We start from the raw sequence: 17,076 nt of genomic DNA, 5'->3' as shown, positions 1-17,076 counted from the left end.
GAGAATCGTTGTGAAAGTACTGACCGTATTTGGCACACGACCAGAAGCCATCAAGATGGCGCCTCTGGTACACGCGCTGGCAAGGGATCCTGATTTCGACGCGAAGGTATGCGTCACTGCGCAGCATCGGGAAATGCTCGATCAGGTATTGAATCTTTTTTCTATTGTTCCGGATTACGACCTGAATATTATGCAGCCCGGGCAAGGACTGACAGAAATTACCTGTCGTATTCTGGAAGGACTTAAACCTATCCTGGAGTCTTTCCGTCCTGATGTCGTACTGGTTCACGGCGACACGACGACCACTATCGCTGCAAGTCTGGCTGCGTTTTACCAACGCATTCCTGTCGGGCATGTAGAGGCAGGATTGCGCACGGGAGATCTGTCATCGCCATGGCCGGAAGAGGCTAATCGCACGTTAACCGGTCATCTGGCGCTGTACCATTTCGCGCCGACGGAAAACTCCCGCCATAATTTGCTGCGGGAAAACGTCGCGGATAAACATATTTTTGTTACCGGCAATACCGTTATTGATGCGCTGTTTTGGGTGCGTGATACCGTGCTTAACAACCCTTCACTTGAAGAAGAACTGGCGTCACGTTATCCCTTCCTCGACAGCAATAAAAAACTGATTCTGGTTACCGGGCACCGCCGTGAGAGCTTCGGTCTCGGCTTTGAACATATTTGCCATGCGCTGGCGGAAATCGCTTCCGGGCATGACGATGTGCAGATTGTTTATCCGGTACACCTTAATCCTAATGTCAGCGAACCTGTGAACCGTATCCTCGGTCATGTGGAAAATGTCACGCTGATAGAGCCGCAAGACTATTTACCTTTCCTGTGGTTAATGAATCGCGCCTGGCTGATTCTCACTGACTCCGGTGGTATTCAGGAAGAAGCCCCTTCACTGGGTAAGCCCGTTCTGGTGATGCGTGACACCACCGAACGCCCGGAAGCCATTGAAGCCGGAACCGTCAGGTTAATTGGAACAGACAGCCTGCGTATCGTTGAGGAAGTATCACGCCTGCTTTATGACAATGATGCCTGGCAGGCCATGAGCCGCGCGCACAATCCGTACGGAGACGGGCAGGCCTGTGGTCGAATTTTGCATGCACTAAAAAACTATCGGGTAACACTATGAGTTTCGAAACGATTTCCGTCATTGGCCTTGGCTATATTGGACTGCCAACTGCGGCGGCTTTCGCCTCACGGCAAAAAGAGGTGGTAGGGATTGATATCAATCCCCATGCCGTGGAGACCATTAATCGCGGGAAGATTCATATTGTTGAGCCTGAACTGGACAAGGTCGTCAAGACCGCTGTCGAGGGCGGCTGGCTGCGCGCCAGCACGACACCTGTGGCCGCGGATGCCTATTTGATTGCCGTTCCGACCCCTTTTAAAGGCGAACATGAGCCGGATATGACCTTTGTCGAAGCGGCGGCAAAATCCATTGCGCCTGTGCTGAAAAAAGGATCGCTGGTTATCCTTGAATCGACATCGCCCGTGGGGGCGACGGAGCAAATGGCAGACTGGCTGGCCGCGGCTCGCCCGGACTTGACTTTCCCGCAGCAGGCGGGAGAACAGGCAGATATTAATATTGCCTATTGCCCGGAGCGCGTTTTGCCAGGCCAGGTCATGGTTGAGCTTATCAAGAATGACCGGGTCATTGGCGGTATGACGCCCGTATGCTCGGCACGCGCCAGCGAGCTGTATAACATTTTTCTCGAAGGCGAGTGTGTGGTGACAAACTCCCGAACCGCTGAAATGTGCAAACTGACGGAGAATAGCTTTCGCGACGTCAACATCGCGTTTGCCAATGAATTATCGCTCATTTGCGCTGACCAGGGCATCAATGTCTGGGAACTGATTCGCCTGGCAAATCGCCACCCGCGTGTGAATATTCTGCAGCCAGGCCCCGGCGTAGGCGGTCACTGTATTGCCGTCGATCCGTGGTTTATTGTGGCACAAAACCCCCAGCAGGCCCGCTTGATTCGTACCGCGCGCGAAGTGAACGACAGTAAACCGCATTGGGTACTGAACCAGGTTAAAGCCACCGTCGCCGATTGCCTGGCCGCAAATGATAAGCGTGCCAGCGAGGTTAAAATTGCCTGTTTCGGTCTGGCATTTAAACCCAATATTGACGACCTGCGTGAAAGCCCGGCGATGGAAATTGCCCACAGTATTGCCGAGTGGCATAGCGGTGAAACGCTGGTCGTAGAGCCGAATATTCATCAATTGCCTGCGCGTCTGGCAGGGCAAAGTAAGCTGGTCAGCCTTGAGGACGCAATGGCGCAGGCTGATGTGCTGGTCATGCTGGTCGATCACAACGAGTTCAAAGCTATCGCGGGCGACAATGTGCGCCAGCAATACGTTATTGATACCAAAGGCGTATGGCGCTGAGGTCACTTCCCATGACGCTACACGGCACCATCGACGAACTGGCGTGGGAAAGTGAATTCTTTGGCCTGCGCAGCGCCATCGTGCGTTTGCGGGACGATGGCCCGGCGCTTGATGCTTCTGCTTTCGACAGTTGGCCGCGCCTACAGGCGAAAATTTCCGCATCTAATACGCAACAGCTTGATGCTCTGCAACATTTTGGCTTTCGTCTGGTCGAAGGCGAAGCGGATTTTGCATTATCGGTTCCGGTACAGAATGTCGATCCGCAGGCAGAGACGGCAGTAACAGGCGATATTGCGGCGTTGCGCCAGATGGCGGCGATGATGTTCAGCCAGAGCCGATTCCGCGCGCCCTGGTATCCCGAAGATGCCAGCGGGCGTTTTTATGCGCAGTGGATTGAAAACGCGGTGAAAGGCGTATTTGACCATGAATGCCTGCTGTTTCGCGGAGAAAATGGCGATATCGAGGCTTTTGTCTCGATGCGTCAACTCGATGCACAGGAGGCCCGGATTGGTTTGCTGGGCGGACGCGGCGCGGGCGAAAAACTGATGCAGGCGGCCTGTTATTGGGCTCAGCAGCGGCAGCTTAAGACAATTCGTGTAGCGACTCAGATGGGCAACCTTGCGGCAATCAGACGCTACACTCGCAGCGGTGCGATAATGGAAAGCACCGCCTACTGGCTATACAGGTGACTCTATGATCCCTTTTAATGCACCTCCTGTGGTGGGAACGGAACTCGACTACATGCAGTCGGCGATGGGCAGCGGCAAACTGTGCGGTGATGGTGGTTTTACCCGTCGCTGCCAGCAGTGGATGGAGCAGCGTTTCCATAGCCCGAAAGTGCTACTGACCCCCTCCTGTACGGCATCGCTGGAGATGGCGGCGCTACTGCTGGATATTCAGCCTGGCGATGAAGTGATCATGCCAAGCTACACCTTTGTTTCTACGGCTAATGCTTTCGTACTGCGTGGCGCGAAAATCGTCTTTGTGGATATCCGACCAGATACGCTGAATATCGACGAAACCCGTATTGAAGAGGCCATCACCGAAAATACCCGCGCCATTGTGCCGGTTCACTATGCCGGCGTGGCCTGTGAAATGGACACCATTATGGCGATTGCCAAACGGCATGATCTGTTTGTGGTGGAAGATGCCGCGCAGGGTGTGATGTCCACCTATAAAGGTCGGGCGTTGGGTACTATCGGACATATTGGCTGCTTTAGCTTCCATGAAACCAAAAACTATACTGCGGGTGGTGAGGGCGGCGCGACGCTGATTAACGATCGCGCGCTGGTTGAACGTGCGGAAATCATCCGCGAAAAAGGGACTAACCGCAGTCAGTTCTTCCGTGGGCAGGTGGATAAATACACCTGGCGCGATATTGGCTCAAGCTATCTGATGGCGGATTTGCAGGCGGCTTATTTATGGGCGCAGCTCGAAGCGGCAGATCGTATCAATCAGCAACGTTTGTCCCTGTGGCAAACCTATTTCGACGCATTATCGCCGCTGGCACGCGCCGGGCGCATTACGCTGCCGTCGATTCCCGAAGAGTGCGGCCATAACGCCCATATGTTTTATATCAAACTGCGTGATGAAGAGGATCGCAGCAAACTCATCGCCTTCCTCAAAGAGGCCGAGATCCTCTCCGTATTCCATTATATTCCGCTGCATGCATCACCTGCCGGGGCGAAATTTGGTGAGTTCCATGGCGAGGATCGTTATACGACGCAGGAAAGTGAGCGCTTGCTTCGTCTGCCTCTGTTCTACAACCTTGCCCCTGTTAACCAGCGTACCGTGATTAACACGTTACTGAGCTACTTCCGCTAACATGTCGCTGGCAAAAGCTTCTGTCTGGACGGCGGCAAGTACTCTCGTCAAGATTGGCGCCGGGTTACTGGTGGTTAAACTGCTGGCGCTGGCCTATGGTCCTTCCGGGGTTGGGCAGGCGGGTAATTTTCGCCAATTAATCATTGTGCTGGGCGTGCTTGCAGGCGCCGGTATCTTTAATGGCGTGACGAAATTTGTCTCCCAACACCATGACGACCCCTCGCGGTTGCGTGAGGTAGTCGGCACGTCTTCAGCCATGGTGCTGGGCTTTTCAATTCTGCTGGCGCTGATCTTTTTACTGGCGGCGGCCCCTATCAGTCGCGGTTTGTTCGGCCATGCCGATTATCAGGGGCTGGTGCGGCTGGTGGCGCTGGTGCAAATGGGAATTGCCTGGGCGAACCTGCTGCTGGCGGTGATGAAAGGTTTTCGCGATGCGGCGGGTAACGCGCTGTCACTGATTATTGGCAGCGTGGTGGGGGTGGCCGCCTGGTATTTTTGCTATAAGTTGGGTGATTATCAGGGGGCGTTGCTCGGTATGGCGCTGGTACCTGCGCTGGTGGTGTTCCCGGCGATGCTGTTGCTGGCACGCCGCAGTCACCTCCCGTTAAGCTATTTTCGCCCGCGCTGGGATAACGGACTGGCCGGACAACTCAGCAAATTCACCCTGATGGCGCTTATCACCTCGGTCACGATCCCGCTGGCCTATGTGATGATGCGAAATCTGCTGGCTGCACATTATAGCTGGGATGATGTGGGAATCTGGCAAGGAGTAAGCAGTATCTCCGATGCTTATCTACAATTTATTACCGCCTCGTTTAGCGTCTATCTGCTTCCTACTCTTTCGAGGCTCGCTACAAAACAGGAGATCACCCGCGAGATCGTGAAATCGCTGCGCTTCGTATTGCCAGCGGTGGCAGCCGTGAGTTTCTGTGTCTGGTTGCTGCGCGACGTGGCGATCTGGCTGCTGTTTTCTGACAAATTTACGGCGATGCGTGACCTGTTTGCCTGGCAACTGGTGGGGGACGTATTGAAAGTGGGCGCTTACGTTTTTGGTTATCTGGTTATCGCGAAAGCCTCGCTACGGTTTTATATCCTGGCGGAGGTGAGCCAGTTTACCTTGCTGACGCTTTTTTCCCGTCTCTTGATTCCGACCCACGGTGCGGCAGGCGCGGCACAGGCCTATCTGGCAACCTACATTATTTATTTCGCCCTCTGTTGTGGCGTGTTTTTACTCTGGCGTAGACGGGCATGACGGCACTCATACACGTACTGGGATCGGATATCCCTCATCATAATCACACCGTGCTGCGTTTCTTTGATGAACATCTCGCGGCAACGGGCATTCATGCCCGTGAATTTATGCTCGCCGGGCAGGATGACGGCATGAGTGACGCTTACCCGAACCTGCATCTGCATTTTTATGGCAGTAAGTCGGCGCTGGCGAAAGCTGTTATTGCCAAAGCGCAGGGCAACAGGCAGCAACGTTTCTTTTTCCATGGTCAATTCAACACCGGTATCTGGCTGGCACTGTTGCGCGGGGCGATTAAGCGCCAGCAATTTCACTGGCACGCGTGGGGTGCCGATCTGTACGAGGTATCTCGTAGCCTGAAATTCCGCCTGTTTTACCCGTTGCGGCGTCTGGCGCAGGGAAGGGTTGGCACTATCTTCGCGACCCGTGGCGATCTGGCCTGGTTTGCAGACCGACACCCTGATGTGCGCGGTGAGTTACTGTATTTCCCGACGCGTATGGACCCGGCACTCAACACCCTGGGTTATGAAATGCAGCGCGCGGGCAAGCTGACGCTGTTGGTAGGGAATTCCGGCGATCCGAGCAATGAACATATCGCCGCCTTAAAAGCGATTCATCGCCAGTTTGGCGATACGGTAAACATTATTGTGCCCATGGGGTATCCGGCCAATAACGAGATCTATATTGAGCAGGTTCGTCAGGCCGGGCTGGCGCTGTTTAGCCCGGATAATTTGCGTATCCTGAGCGAGAAGATGGCGTTCGATGACTACCTCACGCTGCTTAGCCAGTGCGATTTGGGCTATTTCATCTTCGCGCGCCAGCAGGGTATTGGTACGCTTTGCCTGTTGATTCAGGCGGGTGTGCCCTGTGTGCTCAATCGCAAGAATCCGTTCTGGCGGGATATGGTCGAAGAGGGCATTCCGGTGCTGTTTACCGATGATACGCTTAGCGAAGCGGTCATTCGTGAAGCACAGCGTCAGTTGCTGGCGGTGGATAAAGACGCGATTACCTTCTTTAGCCCGAATTTTATTACACCCTGGCATCAGGCGCTGCGTATTGCCGCAGGGGAGGCATGATGACTCCGCTAGAATTCAGTGGGTTGCTGATCATCTGGCTGCTGGCGACGCTGTTTATCGCCACGCTGACGTGGTTTGAGTTTCGCCGCGTGCGCTTTAATTTCAATGTCTTCTTTTCATTGCTGTTTTTGCTAACCTTTTTCTTCGGTTTTCCATTAACCAGCATCCTGGTGTTTCGCTTCGATGTTGGCGTGGCGCCGCCTGGTATTATGCTACAGTCCTTGCTGGCTGCAGCCTGTTTCTACGGTGTTTACTACGTGACGTATAAAACGCGGTTGCGTACGTCATCCCGCATGGACGAGCGCCGCCCTCTGTTTACCGTAAATCGGGTAGAAACGCATTTGACCTGCGCGATGCTGATGATTATTGCGCTGGTGAGTGTCGGTATCTTTTTCATGCATAACGGTTTTTTACTGTTTCGCCTGCATTCTTACAGCCAGATATTTTCCAGCGAAGTCTCCGGTGTCGCGCTCAAGCGGTTTTTCTATTTCTTTATTCCCGCCATGCTGGTGGTCTATTTTCTGCGTCAGGATGGGCGGGCGTGGCTGTTTTTCCTGGTCAGTACCGTGGCGTTTGGCCTGCTGACCTACATGATTGTCGGCGGGACGCGCGCTAACATCATCATCGCTTTTGCGATCTTCTTATTTATCGGGATTATTCGCGGCTGGATTTCGCTGTGGATGCTGGCAGCAGCAGGGGTGATGGGTATTGTCGGCATGTTCTGGCTGGCGCTTAAGCGTTACGGGCTCAATGTGAGCGGTGATGAGGCGTTTTATACCTTCTTGTATCTCACCCGCGACACCTTCTCGCCCTGGGAAAATCTGTCGTTGCTGCTACAAAATTACGACAAGATCGATTTCCAGGGATTAGCCCCAATCGTCCGTGATTTTTATGTCTTTATCCCCACCTGGCTGTGGCCTTCACGTCCGGGTATTGTTTTGAATTCGGCGAACTATTTTACGTGGGAAGTGTTGAATAACCATTCGGGTCTGGCGATTTCCCCCACCCTGATTGGCTCACTGGTGGTGATGGGCGGTGTCTGGTTTATTCCCCTGGGCGCGGTCGTGGTTGGGCTGATTATCAAGTGGTTTGACTGGTTGTATACCCTTGGCAATCGGGAGACCAACCGCTACAAGGCCGCCATTTTGCACAGTTTCTGTTTTGGTGCCATCTTCAACATGATCGTGCTGGCGCGTGAAGGGCTGGATGCATTTGCTTCTCGAGTGGTTTTTTTCCTCGTCATCTTTGGCGCCTGCCTGCTGATGGCGAAACTGTTGTACTGGCTTTTTGATAGTGCCGGGTTGATTAACAAGCGCGGCACCTCTTTGTCGCGGGTCTGACTAAGGATACGAATGACTGACAACACTGTGGCTCCGGTGTATGAGCTGCGTGGGCTGAAACTGATTGGCTGGCGTGATATGCAACATGCACTGGACTATTTATATGCCGATGGCGCGCTTAAGGAAGGAACCCTGGTCGCCATCAATGCTGAGAAAATGCTCACGATTGAGGACAACCCGCAGGTGAGGTCGCTGATTGAGGCGGCTGAATTCAAATATGCCGATGGTATCAGCGTGGTGAGGTCCATTCGCAAGAAATTTCCCCAGGCACGCGTTGAACGTGTTGCGGGGGCCGACCTCTGGGAAGCGCTGATGGAAAGAGCGGGGCGCGAAGGAACGCCGGTGTTTTTGTTGGGGGGAAAACCAGAAGTACTGGAGCAAACGGAAGATAAGCTGCGTAAACAGTGGCAGGTCAATATCGTTGGCAGCCAGGACGGTTATTTCCGTGCCGAAGACCGACAGGGGCTGTTTGAGCGGATCCGCGCAAGCGGGGCGAAGATCGTGACCGTTGCGATGGGTTCACCGCGCCAGGAGATATTGATGCGCGACTGCCGTGAAGTCTACGCGCATGCTCTCTATATGGGAGTCGGGGGCACCTATGATGTTTTCACCGGTTATGTAAAACGGGCGCCAGGCATCTGGCAGCGGCTGGGGCTTGAGTGGCTCTATCGCCTGCTTTCGCAGCCAAGCCGCGTTACCCGGCAGCTGCGTCTGCTGCGTTATTTGTCCTGGCATTATCGCGGCAACCTGTAATTTTCTCCTGCCATGCCCCGTTGATGCGGGGCATTCGCTTTTTTATTGTGCGATACCCAGATTTTTTTTACACATCATTTGCCATTTTCGTCATTTTAAGAAACCATTCGCTCACTCAATGCATCATCCCGGTATATTTTGCGCGGTTATCGCCTCTGGGTGAGCTTTGACGCACGTTATTCTCATAAAAACAACCCGCACAGCGGGAAAGTTGCAAACACGACAGAGGTTATATGGCTGAACACAAACCCGAGCTCCAGCGCGGCCTGGAGTCTCGTCACATTGAATTGATCGCCCTGGGCGGCACGATAGGCGTGGGGCTCTTTATGGGGGCCGCAAGCACATTGAAATGGGCTGGCCCTTCCGTGCTACTGGCGTACATTATCGCCGGTCTTTTCGTCTTCTTTATCATGCGCTCAATGGGCGAGATGCTCTTCCTGGAGCCGGTTACCGGTTCCTTCGCTGTTTACGCGCACCGTTATATGAGCCCCTTCTTTGGCTATCTTACCGCCTGGTCCTACTGGTTTATGTGGATGGCGGTGGGTATCTCCGAAATCACGGCCATTGGCGTTTATGTCCAATTTTGGTTCCCGGACCTAGCGCAGTGGATACCCGCGCTGATTGCCGTTGGGCTGGTCGCAGTCGCCAACCTGGCGGCGGTGCGCCTGTACGGTGAAATTGAATTCTGGTTCGCAATGATCAAAGTCACCACCATTATCGTGATGATTATCGTCGGACTGGGCGTCATCTTCTTTGGTTTTGGTAATGGCGGCCACGCAATTGGCTTTAGCAACCTGACCGAACATGGCGGCTTCTTTGCCGGCGGCTGGAAGGGTTTCCTGACGGCGCTGTGTATCGTCGTGGCGTCATACCAGGGCGTAGAACTTATTGGGATCACCGCCGGTGAAGCGAAAAACCCGCAGGTAACTCTGCGCAGCGCGGTAAGCAAGGTGCTGTGGCGTATCCTGATTTTTTATGTGGGCGCGATTTTCGTTATCGTGACTATCTTCCCGTGGAATGAGATCGGCACTAACGGTAGCCCGTTTGTTCTGACTTTCGCCAAAATCGGCATTACCGCAGCGGCAGGTATCATCAACTTTGTTGTCCTGACGGCTGCGTTGTCTGGCTGTAACAGCGGTATGTACAGCTGTGGACGTATGCTCTACGCACTGGCGAAAAACCGCCAGTTACCGGCGGGCGTGGCGAAAGTGTCGAAAAACGGGGTTCCCGTTGCTGGCGTGGCCATTTCTATCATTATCCTGCTGATTGGTTCCTGCCTGAACTACATCATTCCTAACCCGCAGCGCGTGTTTGTCTATGTCTACAGCGCCAGCGTATTACCCGGCATGGTACCGTGGTTTGTGATTCTGATTAGCCAACTGCGATTCCGCCATGCGCATCGTCAGGCGATTGCCAGCCATCCGTTCCGCTCAGTGATGTTCCCGTGGGCGAACTACGCGACCATGGCATTTCTGGTGTGCGTACTGATTGGTATGGCCTTCAATGAAGATACGCGTATGTCGCTGTTTGTCGGCATCATCTTCATGGCAGCGGTGAGCGTTATTTATAAAGTGCTGGGGTTAAACCGCTACGCTGTTACGCAGCGAGTGGGGGAATAATCAGCAAAATGCGCAAAGCATAACCAAACGCGCATTTTATTTAAAAAGGCACTAGACAGAGGGGGGGGAAGTCCGTATTATCCACCCCCGCAACGGCGCTAAGCGCCCGTAGCTCAGCTGGATAGAGCGCTGCCCTCCGGAGGCAGAGGTCTCAGGTTCGAATCCTGTCGGGCGCGCCATTAAATTCGGCGCTTGAGCTGCGGTGGCCTGTGAAGTTTGCAGGGCCGCGTGAAAAAATTTGTAGTGGTGGCTATAGCTCAGTTGGTAGAGCCCTGGATTGTGATTCCAGTTGTCGTGGGTTCGAGTCCCATTAGCCACCCCATTATTTAGCAGTAAAAGTTTCGTGGAATGCGAAGGTGGCGGAATTGGTAGACGCGCTAGCTTCAGGTGTTAGTGTCCTTAGGATGTGGGGGTTCGAGTCCCCCCCCTCGCACCACAACTTGTATTGAACAAAAAATTCAAAAAGCAGTACATCGGCGAGTAGCGCAGCTTGGTAGCGCAACTGGTTTGGGACCAGTGGGTCGGAGGTTCGAATCCTCTCTCGCCGACCACTTTTGAACCCCGCTTGAATAAAGCGGGGTTTTTTGTTTTTTCCATTCCGGAAAACCTCTCCTTTTACGGTGTTGCGTATCAGCGACATTCCAGTGCTCTTTTGTCGCCGATGGGTGACACGTAATCCTTTGTTTTATAAGAACCAGACTATATGGCATTGTAGTTGTCTCCTGATGGAGACAATAACGTGTCTGTCACCCGGCTAAAGAGAGGCGGTTGCCGACGCAGAGCCCGGATTTCCTGTTATCTGAAAAGAACTTAAGCGTGCTGTTTTGCTAATGCGAACCTGGCACACTATGTGCAATAATATATGCGTAGATGCTCATTCCACCTCTTATGTTCGCCTTCTGGCCTCATAAACTCCGGAATGATGCAGAGCCGTTTACGGTGCTTATCGTCCACAGACAGATGTCGCTTCGGCCTCATCAAACACCATGGACATTACGTTGAGTGAAGCACCCATTTATGTTGTCAAACAGACCTGTTTTAACGCCTGCTTTCGAGCAGGCGTTTTTTTATGCTTTATTGTCGGTAGCGCACCATTACAACACTCATCAGAAGCAATGCGCTTAGCGATACGCTATAGAGCGCCTGCGCTGCGCCCCATTGGCTGGCAAGAAAGGCAGCAATGGTCGTCATCAGGGTGGCGGTTAACGTTTGCCAGCGCCACGCTTTTGCGCTGGCTGCCGGGATCTCATCGCCGCTAAACCCGGCAAGCAGACTAAACGTACCGACAGCAAACACGACATTCGAAGCCAGATGGGCGATAAAAATAAGCCCCAGCGCCGCAATCTTCTCACCTGAAAGCAACGGCAGAAGACCGTACGCCCCCAGAAAAATAGCCAGGCACAGCAGCAACAGATAATTGCGCCGGGCATAGTGCGGCAACTTGTCACCATTCAGCAGCAGCGGGCCACAAAGCTGCCCCAGACTACGGGCGAACAGTAGCGGCAATGCCAGCCCGCTAGCGTCGTCCGGGCGTATCTGCTGCGCCAGCGCGGGTAATAACGCCATGGCTGGCGAGCCAACCGCGGCAAGGGCAGGCAGGATCAACAGGCTGCGCTTTTGTGCGGTTGTCAGTGAAGACCATACGACAGTGAGTGTCGGTTGGCCGTTATCACTATTGCCGATGTCATGGGCACAATAATGTGTCCGTGTCAGCATGAGTAGCATCGCCGATGCCAGAAAACTCAGTGCATCAATGCTCAGCAGCATTAGCGGGGCAACATGGTCGAACAACAGCACGCCGGCACCTGTTCCCAGCAATACCTGAGAGGCAAAAATAACGCTCTCCATTCCTGTGGCCGCGGGCAGCTCATCATGTGTAAGCCCACGCTTGAACACCAACGCCAGTGCAGGCCAGGACATCCCGCCAAGAAACGCCTCTGTCGACTGAACCATCAGCAACGCGGGGATGTTGTGGTATATGAGCCCAGTCAGGGGAAGGACGAGGGCGATCATACCCAACAGCTCTGCAAAGATTAAAAGAGACACGGGCGATAAGCGTCGACAGAGCTTTTCTCCCGCCAGGCTACCAACAAAGCCCGGTAATGTTGCCAGCAGATAAGCGAGAGTGAGGGTTGACGGTAAAGCGTGCCAGCGTAATAACTGACCGAAGACCAGCACCTGAGTCAGGCCATTACCCAGTGAAGATAAGACAAATGCGCAGAGGAGCAGCCGTAGCCAGCTGTGCGTGCGCAGCGCGCGGATGAGCACGAATAAAAGGGTGTTCATGATAACGATTTCCTAAAGCGAGTTATTTCCTGCAGCAAACGCTGCATCGTCAGAAAAGGGTTAACTCGGGAAGATCGTTACATTGGCAGAGGCGTTCCGTTAACAGAGACGGGAAAACTCTAGCACAGGATAGTGAGAAATGTCAGCCAGGCAAAAAAATCGGGGTCTTGCGACCCCGATAGTCGGTCAGGATGGTGGGTTGTTCTGCAACGTGAGCAGCAAACCATCTCGACGCATCTCTGCTGCTTCTTCCGGCTGCTGCAGTCGATCAAGGCAGTCCGCAAGCCAGGCGTAATCAAAGGCATCCGGGCGTTGTTTCAGCGCGGCACGAAACGCCAGGCAGGCTTCTTTCCACTCGCCGTGTTTCATCAGCGATTGTCCCAGCGTACTCCAGAGCATCGGGCGGTCGCCCTGGGTTTTGATTTGCTGGCGCAAAACTTTTTCTACCTGCTCAGGATTGTTCGTTTTCAGGCGCGGGATCACCAGAACCAGTCGGTCGTCATACTGTCGTTTCAGCCCATCCAGAAGGATTGCCTGGGCAGTATCATGATCGTCACATTCAATAAGGTGTTCGGCGATTGCCACCTGCAAGGGGATCTGATGACGGGTTTTACGACTCTGGTTTTTCCACCAGCTTCGTAGCCCCTCGCTTCCCAAATCCGCACGCGCCTGATCCATTTGTCCGATCCAGGCTTGTTGCTGGAGTGCTTCGCGATGCGCCTCATCGCCAACGTTCGCTTTTGCCATCGACGGAATGATATCCAGCAGTGAACTCCATGCGCCGGTGCGGATGTAAGCCTGTTCCGCCAGACGCAATACTTCCGGATGGCGCGGGGTAATTTCCAGCAGTCGGTCAACGCCATGGCGCGCGGCATGATTTTCATTGCGTGCCAGTTGCAGACGGACGCGGGTAATTTCGACCGGAATCGGATCGTTTTCCGACAGCTCTGCGGCACGCTCAAGGTGCTGATTCGCACGCACTTCATCGCCACGCTGTTGTGCCGCTTCGGCCGCCAGTAAGTAGTTCACCATGGGTTGTTGCGCATGATCGGCATTTTTCGCCATCAGCTTCTCAACCTGCTGATAATCGCCTTCTGCCAGCTTGATGAGCGCCAGTTCTGTCTGCTTACGTGCACGGCGACGTTTACGACCAACGAACCAGCCACGTGTATGCGCGCCGGTGCGGAAAATACGGCGTAACAGCCATTCGAGGGCAAAAAGCACCACCAGCGCCAGTACCAGAATGATGACCAGGCCAGTGACACTGGTTTCAATGTTGTAATTGTCAGTCTGGATAAGCACATAGCCCTGATGACCCGCAATCATCGGACCTAACACGATGCCAGCGATTAACAGCGCAAAGAGTAATAATACTTTCAGCATGATTATTCTCCCTGAGGCGCTTGAGCGGGCGCATTTGGATCCGGGGCAACGCCTGGCTGCGCCAGAAGATTACGCACACGGGTCTGCATCAGTTTCTCCAGAATCGGCTGGCTTTTCAGCGACTCAGGTACTGCCATGGCGATGGACTGCTGCTCAAGCTTGTCAATTTCCTCAAGAAACGCTTTGGTGGCGGAGTCATCCGTATCGTAGTAGGCGCGAATCCAGGTGGAGACGTTATCCAGCGCCTGCTTGTAGGTTTCTTCCTGATGGCGAGGGACGGCCTGCGCCGCAACTAACAGTCTGGAGCGGATATTTTCACGCAGATAGATGTCCTGATTCGGGGCTAACAGCGGCACCGCGGTTTCATCGCGACGGCGAATCGTGATGAAGCTGTCCATAAAATTCTGCCAGCTTTTTTGCAGATTCACGCGCCATTCGCTAAGGGAACTCGACAGCTCGCTGCTATCTGAATCCATGGGGGAGTCGTCGTCGTTGTTATCCGCCAGACGCAGGTTATCAATCTGGTTCGAGAGTTGGTTCACTTTCAGGATGATGCCATCATAGTCCACCTGGGAAATCGCAGAGAGGCTGGCGACATCATCTGTAATAGCGCGACGCGCGGTGATAAGGCTGGGATCGTTCATGTCCGCCAGGCTGGCATCTGCGCTTTTCAGCAGCGCGGCGGCGGTGGTGACGTCCTGGTCGCTCCACAGCTTACGCCCGGCCAGTTTAACCAGAAAATCAGCCTGCGCCAGCAGCCAGGTTTTCGCATCGGTGCCGGAAATCGTGGCGACTTTTTGCTGTACCTCATTTAACTGCCTGGCGAGCGCATCTTGCTGGCGTTTGGCCTCATCAAGTTGCGTGGCTTGCTGTTTAATGACGCCTTCCAGCGCGGCTTTTTGTTTGTCCTGCGCTTGTTGCATCGCGATGACCTGGTTCGCCAGCTCATCATTTGTTGTGCGCAGTACAGTTGTTTGCTGTTTTACCCAGCCATAAAGACCGACGCCTGCTGCCAGCGCAATCGCAATAGCAATCACGCTAAGTGCAAGACTTGTCTTGCCTGCGCGGTTGTTCTTCTCGGCGTTTTTCGGCGGCGGCGTGTAGCCATCAGCCTGTTTGGTTTCTTCAACCACGGCAGAGGAGTGTTGTTGTTCCGTCATTATGGCTTCCCATTATGAGTGTTATTGTAATGCGCGAAGCAGCGCATCGTTGTCTGCGTTTTCAGCGACCTGAATATCGTGCCAGCCCAGTTCCCGGGCGAGGTGCGCCAGACGCTCGCTGACGACCAACAGCCGACAGCGTAGTAACCAATTTTCGCGATACCAGCGTGGAATAAGCGTAAAAAGCTGTCGCAGCATCTCACCGCTGGTGACCACTAGCGTATCCACACCGCGCGTATGCCAGCGCATAGCCTCTTGCGCCCCGTCGTAAACTTTTCCAGCACGTTGATAACATTCGCAAAACTCAACCTGAGCACCACGAGCCACCAGCGTTTCACCTAATAACTCGCGCCCACCGTTTCCCCGTAAGATTAGCGCACGTTTGCCCTGAATGTTTTGTAATTCAGGCAATTGTAGTAAGACTTCACTGATTTCCTGGTCGAGCGGATAGCGTACCTCAATACCGCTTGCAGTATGTAACGCCAGCGCGGTTGTGCGACCAATAGCAAAGTAGGCAGGCTGTAAAGGCCAGTGAGTGTGAGTTTGTTGTAAATGGGCATGGGCAAAAGTCACGGCATGCTGAGATAAAGCAAAAACCATATCGTCTTTGCCCAGTACTGACAGACGTTCGGGCAGCACGTTCAGTTCCCTGCCCGGGGTGAATTCAATCAACGGAAAGCTCCATGCCACCTGTCCCAGTGCGCGCAGTCGGCTCACTAACATTTCCCCTGCCGGGGATGGGCGGGTGACAAGGATATTCATGCGGGTGCATCTCCGTTGTAGACGTCTGCCAGAATTTCTCGTGCGCCGTTATCCAGCAGTTCCTCTGCAAGCGAGATACCTAGCTGGATGGCATCGTCCGGGTGGCCGCGACGTTCGCCGCGCACCATTTTTGAACCGTCCGGCGCGCCTACCAGCGCGCGTAGCCACAGTTCTCCGTCATATAATTCAGCATAGCTGCCAATCGGCACCTGGCAGCCACCTTCGAGGCGCGTATTCATGGCACGCTCTGCGGCAACCCGCACGGTGGTGTCGTGATGGTTAAGCGGAGCAAGTAGCATACGGGTGCGTTCGTCTGCAAGACGGCACTCAATGCCAACGGCGCCCTGGCCGACTGCCGGAAGAGACAGTTCTGCCGGCAGCGCGACGCGAATACGCGATTCGAGCCCCAGACGTTTCAGACCGGCCACCGCCAGGATGATGGCGTCATAATCGCCGCTATCGAGTTTTGACAGACGGGTACCGACGTTGCCACGCAAAGAGCGGATCACCAGATCCGGACGGCGTGCTGCCAACTGGCATTGTCGGCGTAAACTTGATGTGCCAACTATGCTGCCCGCAGGCAACGCGTCAATATCGCTGTAGTGATTAGAGACGAAGGCATCGCGCGGATCTTCACGCTCACAAATCGTCACCAGCCCCAGCCCTTCCGGGAACTCAACGGGGACATCTTTCATTGAGTGCACGGCGATATCGGCGCGGTTTTCAAGCAATGCCAGCTCAAGTTCCTTCACAAACAGGCCCTTACCGCCAACCTTCGCCAGGGGGGTATCCAGAATGACATCGCCACGCGTGACCATAGGCACCAGTTCGACCGTCAGGCCTGGGTGGAGTGCCTCAAGACGCTGCTTAACATATTGTGCCTGCCAAAGTGCAAGGGGACTTTGCCGTGTGGCAATTCTCAGAACATTGTCTAACATGCTTGTTACCGTCATTATCATCCATCGACCATCCTAACATTCTTGTCTTAGGGTGTCAGTGTTCGTGGTGATTGCATAGGTAAGGCGAGCACGGTCCCGTCAATACGAGACACACCCTCAGCCGTAATTGGGAATTTACAGATTGTAAATGGTGCTAAACTGGTATGTAGCGCATCTTTCTTTACGGTCAATCAGCAAGGTGTTAAATTGATCACGTTTTAGACCATTTTTTCGTCTGTACCACCATAAAGACAAGGGCGAAAAAAGGTGACGGCGATTTTGGACT

Annotated in this window: 14 protein-coding genes and 4 tRNA genes; 13 read left to right on the top strand and 5 right to left on the bottom strand. The window is 53.9% G+C overall.

Translation table 11 applies throughout. The features are described from left to right. The first annotated feature begins 10 nt into the window (after window positions 1–10). The 13 genes from wecB to AB182_RS24170 all read left to right on the top strand — a co-directional run bounded on the left by wecB (window position 11) and on the right by AB182_RS24170 (window position 10,812). Window positions 11–1,141, top strand: a complete 1,131-nt coding sequence (gene wecB / locus AB182_RS24230) for a non-hydrolyzing UDP-N-acetylglucosamine 2-epimerase (protein WP_071845946.1) — start codon at window positions 11–13, stop codon at window positions 1,139–1,141. Next, window positions 1,138–2,400 carry a UDP-N-acetyl-D-mannosamine dehydrogenase gene (gene wecC / locus AB182_RS24225; protein WP_047372311.1) on the top strand — a complete coding sequence of 421 codons (1,263 nt, stop codon included), beginning with the start codon at window positions 1,138–1,140 and terminating at the stop codon, window positions 2,398–2,400. The genes wecB and wecC overlap by 4 nt, the downstream gene beginning before the upstream one ends. An 11-nt stretch (window positions 2,401–2,411) precedes the next feature. Further along, a complete protein-coding gene (rffC, locus tag AB182_RS24220) occupies window positions 2,412–3,089 on the top strand; it encodes a dTDP-4-amino-4,6-dideoxy-D-galactose acyltransferase (protein WP_047372310.1) in 678 nt (225 codons plus the stop codon). A gap of 4 nt (window positions 3,090–3,093) precedes the next feature. Continuing rightward, window positions 3,094–4,224 carry a dTDP-4-amino-4,6-dideoxygalactose transaminase gene (gene rffA, locus AB182_RS24215; protein WP_047372309.1) on the top strand — a complete coding sequence of 377 codons (1,131 nt, stop codon included), beginning with the start codon at window positions 3,094–3,096 and terminating at the stop codon, window positions 4,222–4,224. A 1-nt stretch (window position 4,225) separates the two neighbouring features. Beyond that, a complete protein-coding gene (wzxE, locus tag AB182_RS24210; RefSeq protein WP_047372308.1) occupies window positions 4,226–5,476 on the top strand; it encodes a lipid III flippase WzxE in 1,251 nt (416 codons plus the stop codon). Next, window positions 5,473–6,549, top strand: coding sequence for a TDP-N-acetylfucosamine:lipid II N-acetylfucosaminyltransferase (locus tag AB182_RS24205; RefSeq protein WP_047372307.1), 1,077 nt, complete (start codon window positions 5,473–5,475; stop codon window positions 6,547–6,549). Before wzxE ends, AB182_RS24205 begins: the two co-directional genes overlap by 4 nt. Further along, window positions 6,549–7,889, top strand: a complete 1,341-nt coding sequence (gene wzyE / locus AB182_RS24200) for an ECA oligosaccharide polymerase (RefSeq protein WP_047372306.1) — start codon at window positions 6,549–6,551, stop codon at window positions 7,887–7,889. Before AB182_RS24205 ends, wzyE begins: the two co-directional genes overlap by 1 nt. Before the next feature lie 12 nt (window positions 7,890–7,901). Beyond that, window positions 7,902–8,642 (top strand): lipopolysaccharide N-acetylmannosaminouronosyltransferase, encoded by a 741-nt coding sequence (wecG, locus tag AB182_RS24195; protein WP_047372305.1) that lies wholly within the window; start codon window positions 7,902–7,904, stop codon window positions 8,640–8,642. Between the two features lie 233 nt (window positions 8,643–8,875). Next, complete coding sequence (thrP, locus tag AB182_RS24190; protein ID WP_047372304.1) at window positions 8,876–10,261, top strand: bifunctional threonine/serine APC transporter ThrP; 1,386 nt, start codon at window positions 8,876–8,878, stop codon at window positions 10,259–10,261. A 102-nt stretch (window positions 10,262–10,363) separates the two neighbouring features. Further along, window positions 10,364–10,440 (top strand) — tRNA-Arg (locus tag AB182_RS24185). 67 nt (window positions 10,441–10,507) lie between these two features. Further along, window positions 10,508–10,583, top strand: a tRNA-His gene (locus tag AB182_RS24180). 28 nt (window positions 10,584–10,611) lie between these two features. Then, window positions 10,612–10,697, top strand: a tRNA-Leu gene (locus AB182_RS24175). Window positions 10,698–10,735: 38 nt separating this feature from the next. Beyond that, window positions 10,736–10,812, top strand: a tRNA-Pro gene (locus AB182_RS24170). 523 nt (window positions 10,813–11,335) lie between these two features. Here AB182_RS24170 and AB182_RS24165 read toward each other — a convergent pair. The 5 genes from AB182_RS24165 to hemC form a co-directional block, all read right to left on the bottom strand. Next, window positions 11,336–12,547, bottom strand: coding sequence for an MFS transporter (locus AB182_RS24165; RefSeq protein ID WP_047372303.1), 1,212 nt, complete (start codon window positions 12,545–12,547; stop codon window positions 11,336–11,338). Between the two features lie 186 nt (window positions 12,548–12,733). Further along, window positions 12,734–13,930, bottom strand: coding sequence for a protoheme IX biogenesis protein HemY (gene hemY / locus AB182_RS24160; protein WP_047372302.1), 1,197 nt, complete (start codon window positions 13,928–13,930; stop codon window positions 12,734–12,736). A gap of 2 nt (window positions 13,931–13,932) precedes the next feature. Continuing rightward, window positions 13,933–15,090 carry a uroporphyrinogen-III C-methyltransferase gene (hemX, locus tag AB182_RS24155; RefSeq protein ID WP_047372301.1) on the bottom strand — a complete coding sequence of 386 codons (1,158 nt, stop codon included), beginning with the start codon at window positions 15,088–15,090 and terminating at the stop codon, window positions 13,933–13,935. A gap of 21 nt (window positions 15,091–15,111) precedes the next feature. Then, window positions 15,112–15,852 carry a uroporphyrinogen-III synthase gene (gene hemD, locus AB182_RS24150; protein WP_047372300.1) on the bottom strand — a complete coding sequence of 247 codons (741 nt, stop codon included), beginning with the start codon at window positions 15,850–15,852 and terminating at the stop codon, window positions 15,112–15,114. Next, on the bottom strand, window positions 15,849–16,790 hold the full coding sequence (hemC, locus tag AB182_RS24145) for a hydroxymethylbilane synthase (RefSeq protein WP_047372299.1): 942 nt from the start codon (window positions 16,788–16,790) through the stop codon (window positions 15,849–15,851). Before hemC ends, hemD begins: the two co-directional genes overlap by 4 nt. Between the last annotated feature and the right edge of the window lie 286 nt (window positions 16,791–17,076).

It is taken from the genome of Phytobacter ursingii, assembly GCF_001022135.1.
In the GTDB taxonomy this organism is placed as follows: Bacteria; Pseudomonadota; Gammaproteobacteria; order Enterobacterales; family Enterobacteriaceae; genus Phytobacter; species Phytobacter ursingii.
Note: the sequence above shows the minus strand (reverse complement) of the source record. Positions and strands in the feature narration are given on the sequence as shown.